Genomic DNA, 12,665 nt, shown 5'->3' on the forward strand with positions numbered 1-12,665 from the left:
AACTCTGTAGTCCGGTGAGGCTCTGTGTCACTGATGTGACACTCGTCGGCTCTCAAACCGGGCCATAGCTGCCGAAACCACTCCGTAGATCACGGAGACCGTCATGACCAGCGGTACCGACCGGCCGTCGGGCGGCAGCATGAGGGCGGCCACCCCGGCCGCGCCGACGAAGGCCACGTTGAACAGCACGTCGTAGACGGAGAAGATCCGTCCGCGGAAGGTGTCGTCGACCGAGGACTGCACGACCGTGTCGGTCGCGATCTTCGCTCCCTGTGTGGTCAGACCCAGCACGAACGCGGCGGCGAGCAGGGGCGCCGTGGCGAACGGCAGGCCCAGCGCCGGTACCAGCACGGTGGCGACCGTCGCGCACGCGGCCATCCAGAGACCGGGCCCCAGCCGTCCCGCCGCCCAGGGGGTGACCACCGCAGCCGCGAAGAAGCCCGCTCCGGACACCCCCAGCGCCAGCCCCAGCAGGGCGAGCCCCTCCTCCGTCTCCGAGGTCAGGGAGTACCGGCACAGCATCAGCAGCATGACCAGCAGGGCGCCGTAGCAGAACCGCATCAGCGTCATGCCCGCGAGCGCCCAGCCCGCCTCCCGGCGGGCGGGTGCGGCGAGGTGACGCACGCCCGCCACCAGGTCGCGGGCCGTGCCGGTGAGCGCCGAGGTCAGCCTGGGCGGTACGCGTGCCGGGTCGGGACCCAGCAGGTCCACGGCGATCCGCAGCGACGCCAGTGCTCCGCACAGGTAGAGGACGGCGCCGAGCAGCACCACGGCGGCGTCGGAGTCCGAGACCACGAGGCGCACGACGAAGGCGAGGCCGCCGCCCGCGGTGGCGGCCAGGGTGCCGGCCGTCGGGGAGAGCGAGTTGGCGATCACCAGGCGTTCGGCGTCGACCACCCGGGGCAGCGCGGCGGACAGGCCCGCGAGGACGAAGCGGTTGACGGCCGTGACGCAGAGGGCCGAGACGTAGAAGAGCCAGTCGGGGACGGAGGCGATCATCAGCACCGCGGTCACCGAGGCCAGCACGGCGCGCAGCAGGTTGCCGTAGAGGAAGACCTGGCGGCGGCGCCAGCGGTCGAGGAGGACCCCGGCGAAGGGACCCACCAGGGAGTACGGAAGCAGCAGCACCGCCATCGCGGAGGCGATCGCGGCGGGCGAGGTCTGTTTCTCCGGGGAGAAGACGACGTAGGTGGCGAGCGCGACCTGGTAGACACCGTCGGCTCCCTGGGAGAGCAGACGAACGGCGAGCAGGCGCCGAAACCCCTTCAGACGCAGCAGGACGCGCAGGTCACGGACGACGGCCATGGGGCACAGCCTCACATACGGGAAAGGTCCCCGGGTCATGCGACCCGGGGACCCTCGGCAGACCGGGGTCAGCGACTGCTCAGCGCTCGACCTCGCCCGCGATGAACTTCTCGACGTTGGCGCGGGCCTCGTCGTCGAAGTACTGGACCGGCGGGGACTTCATGAAGTAGCTCGACGCCGACAGGATCGGGCCGCCGATGCCGCGGTCCTTGGCGATCTTCGCGGCGCGCAGGGCGTCGATGATGACACCGGCCGAGTTCGGGGAGTCCCAGACCTCGAGCTTGTACTCCAGGTTCAGCGGTACGTCACCGAAGGCGCGGCCCTCAAGGCGGACGTACGCCCACTTGCGGTCGTCCAGCCAGGCGACGTAGTCGGACGGGCCGATGTGGACGTTGTCCGCACCCAGGTCGCGGTCGGGGATCTGGGAGGTGACCGCCTGCGTCTTGGAGATCTTCTTGGACTCCAGGCGCTCGCGCTCGAGCATGTTCTTGAAGTCCATGTTGCCGCCGACGTTCAGCTGCATCGTGCGGTCCAGGACGACGCCCCGGTCCTCGAACAGCTTCGCCATGACGCGGTGCGTGATGGTGGCGCCCACCTGCGACTTGATGTCGTCGCCGACGATCGGGACGCCGGCCTCGGTGAACTTGTCCGCCCACTCCTTGGTGCCGGCGATGAAGACCGGGAGGGCGTTGACGAAGGCGACCTTGGCGTCGATGGCGCACTGGGCGTAGTACTTCGCCGCGACCTCGGAACCGACGGGCAGGTAGCAGACGAGCACGTCGACCTGCTTGTCCTTGAGGACCTGCACGATGTCGACCGGCGCCTCGGCGGACTCCTCGATGGTCTGGCGGTAGTACTTGCCGAGACCGTCGTGCGTGTGGCCGCGCTGGACCTGGATGCCGGTGTTCGGCACGTCGCAGATCTTGATGGTGTTGTTCTCGGAGGCGCCGATGGCGTCCGCGAGGTCCAGGCCGACCTTCTTGGCGTCCACGTCGAAGGCGGCGACGAACTCGATGTCACTGACGTGGTAGTCGCCGAACTGGACGTGCATCAGGCCGGGGACCTTGGCCGCCGGGTCGGCGTCCTTGTAGTACTCGACGCCCTGCACCAGCGATGCGGCGCAGTTGCCCACACCGACGATGGCTACGCGAACCGAACCCATTCCGGTTGCTCCCTGTGTGTACGAGTGAGGCCCTGACTGGGCGCTCACGTGGCGGTGTCGCCGGGCGTATCCGGCCGGGGGTCGTCCCCCGGCCGGGGCAGGCCGCCCGTCGCTCCAGATGTCGTGTCCTGTTGAGCGGTCTCCTCGGCGGCGGAACCTCTGAGGTCCCGCCCCGCCCGCTCGCTCTCGATGAGCTCGTTCAGCCAGCGCACTTCGCGCTCCACGGACTCCATTCCGTGGCGCTGGAGCTCAAGCGTGTAGTCGTCGAGTCGCTCCCGGGTGCGCGCCAGGGAGGCCCGCATCTTCTCCAGGCGCTCCTCCAGCCGGCTGCGCCGGCCCTCGAGCACGCGCATGCGTACGTCACGCGACGTCTGCCCGAAGAACGCGAAGCGAGCGGCGAAGGTCTCGTCCTCGTAGGCGTCTGGGCCCGTCTGTGAGAGGAGCTGCTCGAAATGATCCTTACCGTCGGCCGTCAACCGGTAGACGATCTTGGCGCGGCGTCCCGTGAGGGAAGCGGCGGCCTCGCCGACGTTCCCCGGTTCCTCGATCAACCAGCCGTTGGCGACCAGCGTCTTGAGGCAGGGGTAGAGCGTCCCGTAGCTGAACGCCCGGAACACACCCAGTGACGTGTTGAGCCGTTTACGCAGCTCGTAGCCGTGCATCGGGGACTCGCGGAGCAGGCCGAGTACGGCGAACTCGAGGATGCCGGATCTCCGGCTCATCGTCGCCTCCTCTCGCCCTTATGCCGCGCTGATGTATCGAGTCGATACATCAGCACGATAGAACGAGCTTCTGCGTGCGACAAGAGGGGAACTGGTGAACGGGATCACATCAGGGTTTCATCGCGAGCAAGTTGCCTGATTTGAGGTGAACTTCGGGCCGCGGGGGTTTTGACGGTGCGTAGTGTGTGCGCCATGCAAACCACCGGGAACCGAGTGACGTCTGGGGGCGTCCCTGTCCCCGGTGCAGTACGGGTGAATGCGGAAGGGGCCGCATCCGTACTTCGGGGGGACCGGAAACCAGCCGCCTTTACCAGGCGCGCAAAGGTGCGCCTGCCCGAGGAGTAGTCGTTCGATGAGCGAGCACCGTCGCAAACCGCCGCAGCCGCAGGGAGGCGGACGTGCCGCGGCCCGACGCGGTCAGTCCGGCTCGTCCTCCGGCCGCCGTGCGGCACCGCGAGGCGCCACAGGGTCTCCGTCCGGCTCGTACGGTCCGGAGAACGAGGAGCGCGCGTACGGGAGCCGAGCCGAGGCCCGGCGCGCGGCACAGCGGAGCGGGGGTGGCCGTCGCAGAGCGGCCGAGCCGGGCCGCGGTGGCCGGCGAGGGGCACCCGGCGGCTCGGCAGGGCCTGGGCGAGGACGCGCCGCGGCGCCCGGCAAGAAGCGGATGATCGACTACCCGCGTCACGACAAGGACGGGTGGCACCGCTGGGTGCCGTCCTGGAGGCTCGTCTCCGGGCTGTGCATCGCCTTCATCGGCTGCCTGGTCGGTGCCGCCGGCCTTGCGTACGCCATGGTGAGCGTCCCGGTCGTCGACGATTCCGCCAAGGCGCAGAACAACGTCTACTACTGGGCCGACAACACCCAGATGGTGGCCACGGGCGGTGACCGCAACCGCCAGAACGTCAATCTCTCGCAGATCCCGAAGGCGATGCGCAACGCCGTCATCTCGCAGGAGAACAAGACGTTCTACACCGACAGCGGCATCGACCCCAAGGGCATCGCCCGCGCCGTGTTCAACATGGCCAAGGGCGGTGAGACGCAGGGTGGCTCCACCATCACCCAGCAGTACGTGAAGAACGCGATGCTCAACGACCAGTCGCAGACGATCTCCCGCAAGGTCAAGGAGATCTTCGTCTCGATCAAGGTCGGTACCGACGTCTCCAAGGACGACATCCTCGAGGGCTACCTGAACTCCGCCTACTACGGCCGCGGCGCCTACGGCGTCCAGGCGGCCGCACGGGCGTACTTCAACGTCGACGCCGTCGACCTCAATCCGGGGCAGTGCGCCTTCCTGTCGGCGGTGCTCAAGGGCGCCACCTACTACGACCCGGCGGGTTCGATCGGGATCGACCCGGCGGCCACGCCCGACGCCAACAAGAAGCGGGCCCTGTCCCAGATGCAGGACACCCTCGACAAGATGGTGGAGTACGGGCATCTGAGCCAGACGGAACGGGCCAAGTACACCGAGCTCCCCACCACGCAGAACCCGCAGTCGAACGCGAATCTGGGCGGTCAGATCGGCTACCTCGTCAGGCTCGCCAAGGCCTCCGTGGTCAGGAGCGGCGAGGTGACGGAGCAGCAGCTGGAGAAGGGCGGCTACTCGATCTACACGACCTTCGAGAAGAAGAAGGTCGACGAGCTCGAGAAGGCGGTCCAGAAGGTCTACAAGGAGAAGATCGACCCCAAGAAACGCCCCAAGACGGACACCGACGTCCAGTTCGGCGGCGCCTCGATCGACACCCAGACCGGGGCCATCAAGGCCATCTACGGCGGTGAGGACGCCACCAAGCACTTCACCAACAACGCGGACGTGACCGGTGCCCAGGTCGGTTCGACGTTCAAGCCGTTCGTGCTCGCGGCCGCGATGAAGTGGGGTGTGCGCGACCCGGACCTCGGTCCGGTCCAGGCCCAGGACGAGCGCACCGTCGTCTCCCCGAAGAGCCTCTACAGCGGCAAGAACGACCTCAAGATCAATAACTATGACGGGTCGATCTGGGAGAACGAGAAGGGCGAGCAGTGGCGTCAGGAGAACGACGGTCAGGACAACGTCGGTAACCCGCCGGACTACAAGATCGACCTCCGTGAGGCGATGCGGGAGTCGGTGAACTCCGCCTTCGTGCAGCTCGGCATGGACGTCGGCCTGGACAAGGTGAAGGAGTCCGCCGTGGACGCGGGGCTCCTGGAGGACAGCCTGGCCGGCTCCGGTTACCCGTCCTTCTCCATCGGTGTCTCGGACCCGAGCGCCATCCGCATGGCGGGCGCGTACGCCACCTTCGCGGACAGCGGCAAGCAGCGCGAGCCGTTCTCCGTCACGAAGGTGACGAGCAAGGACGGCACGATCTACACGCACAAGGTCGAGGAGAAGCAAGCGTTCACGGCGAAGGTCGCGGACAACGTGACGGATGTCCTGAAGACCGTCGTCGAGAAGGGAACGGGCTCCAACGCCCAGCTGCCCGGTCGTGAGGTGGCCGGCAAGACGGGTACCACCGACGGCAACAAGTCTGCTTGGTTCGTCGGCTACACCCCGCAGCTGTCGACCGCGATCAGCATGTACCGCTACCCGGACGACGAGACCATCAAGGACCGCACGTTCCTGGAGATGTTCGGAACCGGTGGCGAGAAGAAGATCCACGGTGCCTCCTTCCCGTCCACGATCTGGCAGGACTACATGTCCGATGCGGTCAAGGGCATGAAGGTGGAGAAGTTCCCGAAGCCGGAGCCCATCGGCGAGGTCATCAACGACACCCCGTCGCCGACCCCCACGCCCTCCCCCTCCCCCTCTGCTTCCGAGACCGAGGAGACCAGCCCGTCGCCGTCGCCGTCGCCCAGTGACACAGGGCCCAGTCCTTCTCCTTCTGCGACCGAGACCTGCGGTGTCTGGGAATGGAACTGCGATGACGGGAGCAACGCCGGCAACGGCAACGGGGGCAATGGCCCAGGCGGCTCGGAGGGAAGCCAATCGCCTTCACCCTCGGCCAGCGAGACGGAGGGAGACGGCGACAGCAACGGAAACAGCCGTGGCAACAGCATCTTGGGCCCGAACGGCTAGCTTGTTCCGGAGTCGCCGATAATGGGTGTTTCACGTGAAACACCCGCAAGTTTCACGTGAAACAGGGGCCGCCGCATCCTTGAGGGTGCGGCGGCCCCGGCGTGTTCCCAGGCGCGTACGGCAGGATGTGCCCCATGCCCAGTGCAGAATCGACGCCAGCGAGCGTGCACGAGCCGGACCGGGTGCGGCCGACCAGGGAGGACACGGTCGCCGCAGCAGGCAGCGAGCTGATCGGCGGTCCGCTGGGCCGACGCGTCCTGCTCGGCACCTCCTGGTGGACCCCCGTGCGGGTGATCGCGCTCGTAGCGATCGGCATGTTCGCCCTAGGACTGGTCCAGAAAGCGCCCTGCTACAACGGTGCGTGGTTCTTCGGAGCCAGTTCCCAGTACACGCACGCGTGCTACTCGGACATCCCGCACCTCTACCAGGGCCGCGGGTTCGTCGACGGACTCGTGCCGTACTTCGACAAGCTCCCCGGCGACATGGAGTACCTGGAGTACCCCGTCCTGACCGGCCTGTTCATGGAGGTCGCGTCCTGGCTCACGCCGGGCAGCGGCACCATCCAGGACCAGGAGCAGTGGTACTGGATGGTCAACGCCGGGATGCTCATGGTCTGTGCGGTTGTGATCGCCATCTGCGTGACCCGCACGCACACGCGGCGCCCCTGGGACGGTCTGCTGGTCGCTCTGGCCCCTGCCTTCGCGCTGACGGCCACCGTCAACTGGGACCTGTTGGCGGTCGCCCTGACGGCCGCCGCCGTCCTCATGTGGTCCCGAGAGCGTCCGCTGGCCTTCGGCGTGCTGCTGGGCCTGGCCACGGCAGCCAAGCTCTATCCCTTCCTGATCCTCGGCCCCCTGCTCGTGCTGTGCTGGCGCGCGGGCAAATGGCGGGCGTTCGGAACAGCGCTGGGAGGTGCGGCCGGCGCCTGGCTCGTGGTGAACCTGCCGGTGATGCTCTACGCCTTCGACGGCTGGTCGAAGTTCTATACGTTCAGTCAGGAACGCGGCGTGGACTTCGGGTCCTTCTGGCTGATCCTGGGGCAGAACTCCGACACCCCGCTCAGCACCGAGACCGTCAACACCCTCGCCACGCTTCTCATGCTGCTGTGCTGCGGCGCCGTCGCGGCACTCACGCTGACCGCGCCCCGGCGGCCGCGGTTCGCCCAGCTCGCCTTCCTGATCGTCGCGGCGTTCATTCTCACCAACAAGGTCTACTCACCGCAGTACGTGCTCTGGTTGGTGCCGCTGGCCGCGCTGGCCCGGCCGAAGTGGCGGGACTTCCTGATCTGGCAGGCGTGCGAGGTGGCGTACTTCCTCGGCATCTGGATGTACTTGGCGTACACGACCAGCGGCGACGCTCACAAGGGTCTGCCGACGGACGGCTACCACTGGGCCATCGGCCTGCACCTGCTGGGAACGCTGTTCTTCTGCGCCATGGTGGTGCGCGACATCCTGATGCCGGACAGGGACCCGGTCCGGCGGACGGGCGACGACGACCCGTCGGGTGGTGTACTGGACGGCGCGGAGGACGTCTTCGTCCTGGGCCCCGCGGCTCGGCCCGAGCAGCCCGTGGCCCACTTCGAAGGGCCGCAGGTGCACTGGGGCAAGGGCCGTCAGCCGAACGGGTCGCTCTGAGTGAACGTGTGAAAGGCCGTACACGAGGATCACGAAGGCGTCGTGTACGGCCTTTTCGCGGGTACGGCCCGCCGGCTAGCGATCGAGGATGCGGTCGAACTGGGTGGTGGTGTGCCGCAGATGGGCCACCAGCTCGTCACCCACCTTGGGTTCCGACGCGTCCGAGGGCACGAACAGGATCGACACCTGCATGTGCGGTGGCTCGGCGAACCAGCGCTGCTTGCCGCTCCAGACGAACGGCGAGAGATTCCGGTTGACCGTGGCGAGGCCGGCCCGGGCGACACCCTTGGCGCGCGGCATGACGCCGTGCAGCGCCTTCGGGGCCTCCAGCCCCACCCCGTGCGACGTACCGCCCGCCACGACCACCAGGAAGCCGTCCGAGGCTGCCTTCTGCTGCCGGTAGCCGAAACGCTCGCCCTTGGTGACACGCGTGACGTCCAGGACCGCACCGCGGTACTCGGTGGCCTCGTGGTCCCCCAGCCACAGCCGGGTGCCGATCCGGGCGCGGAAGCGGGTCTGCGGGAACTGCTGCTGCAGCCGGGCCAGTTCGTCGGCCTTGAGATGGCTGACGAACATGGTGTGCAGCGGCAGCCGGGCCGCCCGCAGCCGGTCCATCCAGCCGATGACCTCCTCGACGGCGTCCGAGCCGTCGGTACGGTCCAGCGGCAGGTGGATGGCGAAGCCCTCCAGCCGGACGTTCTCTATGGCGGCGTGCAACTGCGGCAGGTCCTGCTCGCTGATGCCGTGCCGCTTCATCGAGGACATCACCTCGATGACCACGCGCGCGCCCACCAGGCCGTACACGCCGTCGATGGAGGAGACCGAGCGCACGACCCGGTCGGGCAGCGGTACGGGTTCCTCACCGCGCCGGTACGGCGTCAGGACCAGCAGGTCACCGCCGAAGAAGTCCTTGATGCGAGCGGCCTCGTAGGTGGTGCCGACGGCCAGCACGTCCGAGCCCAGCCGCGTGGCCTCCTCCGCCAGCCGCTCGTGGCCGAATCCGTAGCCGTTGCCCTTGCAGACCGGGACCAGCCCGGGGAACTGCTCCTGCACGTGCTTGTGGTGCGCCCGCCAGCGCGCGGTGTCGACGTAGAGCGTGAGCGCCATGGCCGGACCTGGAACCTTTCTCGTGGCTGTCAGAGGTGCGGATCGGGGATGGGCTGTGCGGTCAGCGGCGCGACATGTAGATGTCGAGCGCCTTGTGGAGCAGCTTGTTCAGCGGGAAGTCCCACTCGCCGAGGTACTCGGCAGCCTGACCGCCCGTACCCACCTTGAACTGGATCAGGCCGAAGAGGTGGTCGCTCTCGTCCAGCGAGTCGGAGATGCCGCGCAGGTCGTAGACGGTGGCGCCCAGCGCGTAGGAGTCCCGGAGCATGGCCCACTGCATGGCGTTCGACGGCCGGACCTCGCGGCCGATGTTGTCGGAGGCGCCGTAGGAGTACCAGACGTGCCCGCCGACGACCAGCATGGTCGCCGCCGACAGGTTCACCCCGTTGTGCCGGGCGAAGTACAGCCGCATGCGGTTGGGGTCCTCGTTGTTGAGGGCCGCCCACATGCGCTGGAAGTACGACAGCGGACGCGGCCGGAAGTGGTCGCGCACGGCCGTGATCTCGTACAGGCGCTGCCACTCCTCGAGGTCGTGGTAGCCACCCTGGACGACCTCGACACCGGCCTTCTCGGCCTTCTTGATGTTGCGGCGCCACAGCTGGTTGAAGTTCTTGTGGACGTCTTCCAGGGAGCGGTTGGCCAGTGGCACCTGGAAGACGTAGCGGGGCTGCACGTCACCGAAACCGGCGCCGCCGTCCTCGCCCTGCTGCCAGCCCATGCGGCGCAGCTTGTCGGCCACCTCGAAGGCGCGCGGCTCGATGTGGTCCGCCTCTATGTCCCGCAGGCGCTTGACGTCGGGGTCCTGGATGCCCTTCTTGATGGACGTCGCGTCCCAGCGACGGATGATCACCGGCGGACCCATCTTCACGGAGAAGGCGCCCTGCTGCTTGAGGTGCGCCAGCATCGGCTCCATCCAGTCCTGGAGGTTCGGCGCGAACCAGTTGATGACCGGGCCCTCGGGCAGGTAGGCGAGGTAACGCTTGATCTTGGGCAGCTGCCGGTAGAGGACGAGACCCACACCGACCAGCTCACCGGTCCGGTCGTCGAACCAGCCGAGGTTCTCCGAGCGCCACTCCGCCTTGACGTCCGCCCATGCCGGGACCTGCATGTGACTCGCCGCCGGCAGACTCTGGACGTACGCCAGATGCTGCTCGCGACTGATGGTCCTCAGGGTCAGGCTCATTCGGGGCGCTCCTCGGGCTGGTGTGTCCCCATGGGTACAGGGGCTCCGGCTCTCGCGCGAAGCCTACTGCGCCCTGTGAGCGCCCCGTCCGGCGTACGGCCGGAAGGGCTTGTCCGGCGGGCGGCCGGCGGCGTGGGTCAGCCGACGAGCCCACCGTGGTAGATGCCGAAGAACAGACCGAGTGCGGAGGCGCCGAGTCCCAGTACCAGGCCGAAGCGCTCCCGTGTCGTCTCGGACACGTACTGACCGTATCCGCCGGTCAGTACACCGAGCAGCCCCGCCCAGGAGGTCAGGACGTGCAGTCCACGGAAGCTCGCGGTGGCCAGGGCGAGCACGCCCAGCACCACGGTCACGGCCAGGAGCGCGTCCTGGAGAGGGTGTCGTTTGCCGTCGGTGGCCAGCAGGCCGGTCCGGGGCCTGGCGGGTCGCATGATCTGTGCCATGGAGAACCTCCTGCCGAAGGGCAGTGTGTTTTAGCCCTCACTTCCCTGACTACCGATTGTGTCCCCTAGGGGCCGGATTTCAACCGCAGGGCGACAGCCGGGTACGCTGTACCTTCCGCACCGGTGTCTGTTGCCGACCACGGCCGGGCCGCCTCCTCGGAGGAGGCCCGATTGTCAGTGGGCCCTGGTTTACTCGTTGATGCCGGTGCGAACGCATCGCAACCCTCCTGCCACGGAACGACCGTGGCCGTTGAGTCCAAAGGAGGTGGGTTCCACATGCGTCACTACGAGGTGATGGTCATCCTCGACCCCGATCTCGAGGAGCGCGCTGTCTCCCCGCTGATCGAGAACTTCCTCTCTGTCGTCCGTGATGGCGGCGGAAAGGTCGAGAAGGTCGACACCTGGGGCCGTCGTCGTCTCTCGTACGAGATCAAGAAGAAGCCCGAGGGCATCTACTCGGTCATCGACCTGCAGGCCGAGCCTGCGGTCGTCAAGGAGCTCGACCGCCAGATGAACCTGAACGAGTCGGTCCTCCGGACCAAGGTCCTCCGTCCCGAGATGCACTGAGCCTTCCCGCTCAGCTGATCCCGGGATTCGAGTAGCAGCAACCAAGCAGCCAGAGCAGCAAACCCGCCGAGAGGTTCCCCATGGCAGGCGAGACCGTCATCACGGTCGTCGGCAATCTTGTCGACGACCCCGAGCTGCGCTTCACCCCGTCCGGTGCGGCCGTCGCGAAGTTCCGCGTCGCGTCGACTCCCCGCACCTTCGACCGCCAGACGAACGAGTGGAAGGACGGCGAGAGCCTGTTCCTCACCTGCTCGGTCTGGCGCCAGGCGGCGGAGAACGTCGCCGAGTCGCTCCAGCGAGGCATGCGCGTCATCGTGCAGGGCCGGCTGAAGCAGCGGTCCTACGAGGACCGTGAGGGCGTCAAGCGCACGGTCTACGAGCTGGACGTCGACGAGGTCGGCGCCAGCCTCCGCAATGCCACGGCCAAGGTCACCAAGACCTCGGGCCAGGGCCGCGGAGGCCAGGGCGGTTACGGCGGCGGTGGCGGCCAGGGTGGCGGCGGCTGGGGCGGCGGCCCCGGTGGCGGCCAGCAGGGCGGCGGCGCTCCGGCCGACGACCCCTGGGCGACCGGTGGTGCTCCCGCCGGTGGCCAGCAGGGCGGTGGCGGCCAGGGTGGCGGCGGCTGGGGCGGTGGCTCCGGCGGCGGTGGCGGCTACTCGGACGAGCCCCCCTTCTAAGGGCACGGGCTCTACCCACACTTCTTGATCACACAGGAGAAACATCATGGCTAAGCCGCCTGTGCGCAAGCCGAAGAAGAAGGTCTGCGCATTCTGCAAGGACAAGGTCACGTACGTGGACTACAAGGACACGAACATGCTGCGGAAGTTCATTTCCGACCGCGGCAAGATCCGTGCCCGCCGCGTGACCGGCAACTGCACCCAGCACCAGCGTGACGTCGCCACGGCCGTGAAGAACAGCCGTGAGATGGCGCTGCTGCCCTACACCTCCACCGCGCGATAAGGGAAGGGTGACCGAAACATGAAGATCATCCTCACCCACGAGGTCACTGGCCTCGGTGCCGCGGGCGACGTCGTCGACGTCAAGGACGGTTACGCTCGCAACTACCTGATCCCGCGGAAGTTCGCGATCCGCTGGACCAAGGGTGGCGAGAAGGACGTCGAGCAGATCCGTCGTGCTCGCAAGATCCACGAGATCCAGACCATCGAGCAGGCCAACCAGGTGAAGGCCCAGCTCGAGGGTGTGAAGGTCCGTCTGGCCGTCCGCTCCGGCGACGCCGGTCGTCTCTTCGGCTCCGTCACCCCGGCCGACGTCGCTTCGGCGATCAAGGCCGCCGGTGGTCCCGAGGTCGACAAGCGTCGCATTGAGCTGGGTTCGCCGATCAAGACCCTGGGCGCCCACGAGACGTCCGTGCGTCTGCACCCCGAGGTTGACGCCAAGGTCAGCATCGAGGTCGTCGCTGCCTGAGCACTGCTCTCGCTGAAGCGATGAGAGGGGCCGCATCTCCCGTCGGGGATGCGGCCCCTTTTTGTGGC

12 protein-coding genes are annotated in these 12,665 nt (G+C 67.7%); 6 read left to right on the forward strand and 6 right to left on the reverse strand.

Annotated features, from left to right (window positions below; all coding sequences use genetic code 11):
* Nucleotides 1-27: 27 nt before the first annotated feature.
* The 3 genes from ACZ56V_RS14795 to ACZ56V_RS14805 form a co-directional block, all read right to left on the reverse strand.
* On the reverse strand, nt 28-1,305 hold the full coding sequence (locus ACZ56V_RS14795; RefSeq protein WP_468942392.1) for an MFS transporter: 1,278 nt from the start codon (nt 1,303-1,305) through the stop codon (nt 28-30).
* A 79-nt stretch (nt 1,306-1,384) separates the two neighbouring features.
* Nucleotides 1,385-2,467, reverse strand: a complete 1,083-nt coding sequence (locus tag ACZ56V_RS14800) for an inositol-3-phosphate synthase (protein WP_356366760.1) — start codon at nt 2,465-2,467, stop codon at nt 1,385-1,387.
* A gap of 44 nt (nt 2,468-2,511) precedes the next feature.
* Nucleotides 2,512-3,189 carry a PadR family transcriptional regulator gene (locus tag ACZ56V_RS14805; protein WP_356366758.1) on the reverse strand — a complete coding sequence of 226 codons (678 nt, stop codon included), beginning with the start codon at nt 3,187-3,189 and terminating at the stop codon, nt 2,512-2,514.
* A gap of 664 nt (nt 3,190-3,853) precedes the next feature.
* Here ACZ56V_RS14805 and ACZ56V_RS14810 point away from each other — a divergent pair.
* The gene (locus ACZ56V_RS14810; protein ID WP_398911378.1) at nt 3,854-6,238 is read left to right on the forward strand and encodes a transglycosylase domain-containing protein; all 2,385 of its coding nucleotides are present in this window, start codon (nt 3,854-3,856) and stop codon (nt 6,236-6,238) included.
* 125 nt (nt 6,239-6,363) lie between these two features.
* The gene (locus tag ACZ56V_RS14815) at nt 6,364-7,872 is read left to right on the forward strand and encodes a glycosyltransferase family 87 protein (protein WP_398911752.1); all 1,509 of its coding nucleotides are present in this window, start codon (nt 6,364-6,366) and stop codon (nt 7,870-7,872) included.
* A 75-nt stretch (nt 7,873-7,947) separates the two neighbouring features.
* Here ACZ56V_RS14815 and ACZ56V_RS14820 read toward each other — a convergent pair whose 3' ends face one another.
* The 3 genes from ACZ56V_RS14820 to ACZ56V_RS14830 form a co-directional block, all read right to left on the reverse strand.
* Nucleotides 7,948-8,979, reverse strand: coding sequence for an alanine racemase (locus ACZ56V_RS14820; protein WP_104633781.1), 1,032 nt, complete (start codon nt 8,977-8,979; stop codon nt 7,948-7,950).
* 61 nt (nt 8,980-9,040) lie between these two features.
* Nucleotides 9,041-10,162 carry a peptidoglycan bridge formation glycyltransferase FemX gene (gene femX / locus ACZ56V_RS14825; RefSeq protein ID WP_468942397.1) on the reverse strand — a complete coding sequence of 374 codons (1,122 nt, stop codon included), beginning with the start codon at nt 10,160-10,162 and terminating at the stop codon, nt 9,041-9,043.
* 137 nt (nt 10,163-10,299) lie between these two features.
* A complete protein-coding gene (locus tag ACZ56V_RS14830) occupies nt 10,300-10,605 on the reverse strand; it encodes a hypothetical protein (RefSeq protein WP_115743109.1) in 306 nt (101 codons plus the stop codon).
* A 276-nt stretch (nt 10,606-10,881) separates the two neighbouring features.
* Between ACZ56V_RS14830 and rpsF the strand changes: the two genes are divergently transcribed.
* The 4 genes from rpsF to rplI all read left to right on the forward strand — a co-directional run bounded on the left by rpsF (nt 10,882) and on the right by rplI (nt 12,597).
* Entirely contained in the window at nt 10,882-11,172 is a 291-nt protein-coding gene (gene rpsF, locus ACZ56V_RS14835; protein WP_077798159.1) for a 30S ribosomal protein S6, read from the forward strand.
* A gap of 80 nt (nt 11,173-11,252) precedes the next feature.
* Nucleotides 11,253-11,849 carry a single-stranded DNA-binding protein gene (locus tag ACZ56V_RS14840; protein WP_052836804.1) on the forward strand — a complete coding sequence of 199 codons (597 nt, stop codon included), beginning with the start codon at nt 11,253-11,255 and terminating at the stop codon, nt 11,847-11,849.
* A gap of 46 nt (nt 11,850-11,895) precedes the next feature.
* A complete protein-coding gene (gene rpsR, locus ACZ56V_RS14845; RefSeq protein WP_003949403.1) occupies nt 11,896-12,132 on the forward strand; it encodes a 30S ribosomal protein S18 in 237 nt (78 codons plus the stop codon).
* Between the two features lie 18 nt (nt 12,133-12,150).
* Nucleotides 12,151-12,597: a 50S ribosomal protein L9 gene (rplI, locus tag ACZ56V_RS14850; protein ID WP_052836805.1), complete on the forward strand. Its 447-nt coding sequence runs from the start codon at nt 12,151-12,153 to the stop codon at nt 12,595-12,597.
* The last annotated feature ends 68 nt before the right edge of the window (nt 12,598-12,665 follow it).

This window comes from Streptomyces sp. NPDC034099 (assembly GCF_055575415.1).